General features: G+C 64.8%; 1 protein-coding gene. It reads left to right on the top strand.

The window, feature by feature from the left end:
* Positions 1–10: 10 nt before the first annotated feature.
* Positions 11–579: FAD-dependent oxidoreductase (locus EN984_RS37030; protein ID WP_245480217.1), on the top strand; the 569-nt coding region annotated here is incomplete at its 3' end.

The raw sequence follows: 579 nt of genomic DNA on the forward strand, positions 1-579 counted from the left end.
GCTCGAAGCGATGGACCGAATCGGCGGGCGAGCCTGGACCAGCGACCAGCATTTCGGCGTGCCTTTCGACATCGGCTGCGCCTGGCTGCATGCCGCCGACCGCAATCCCTATTTTCCCGAAGCCCAGGCGGCAGGCTGGACGTTGCATCATCACGACATGAACGTTGATCATCTCTACTACCGCGAGCGCAAGGCGAGCGAAGCGGAAGAAGCCGACATGAAGGCCGCCGACGCAAAGCTGTTCGAACTGCTGGCCAGGCATGAAGTGAAGGACGGAGATGACGATCGTCTTTCGGCGCTTTTGGCAAAAGGCCATGCGCCGCGCGCCGCCGCCACCTTCGCCGGGCCGATGGATTTCGGTGCCGACGAGGACGAAATCTCGATCCTGGACTTCCAGGCCGCGGCCGATCTCGACCCGAACTACTTCAGCAAGGAGGGCCTTGGCGCGCTGGTGGCGCGTTTCGGCGCCGGCGTGCCGGTCGAACTGTCGACGCCGGTGCGCAAGATCCTGTGGGACGTGCCCGGCGTCGCCTGCGTCACCGATCGCGGCACCGTCCGCGCCAAAGCAGTGATCGTCAC

The sequence above is a fragment of the Mesorhizobium sp. M7A.F.Ca.CA.004.12.1.1 genome (assembly GCF_003997835.1).
GTDB lineage: Bacteria > Pseudomonadota > Alphaproteobacteria > Rhizobiales > Rhizobiaceae > Mesorhizobium.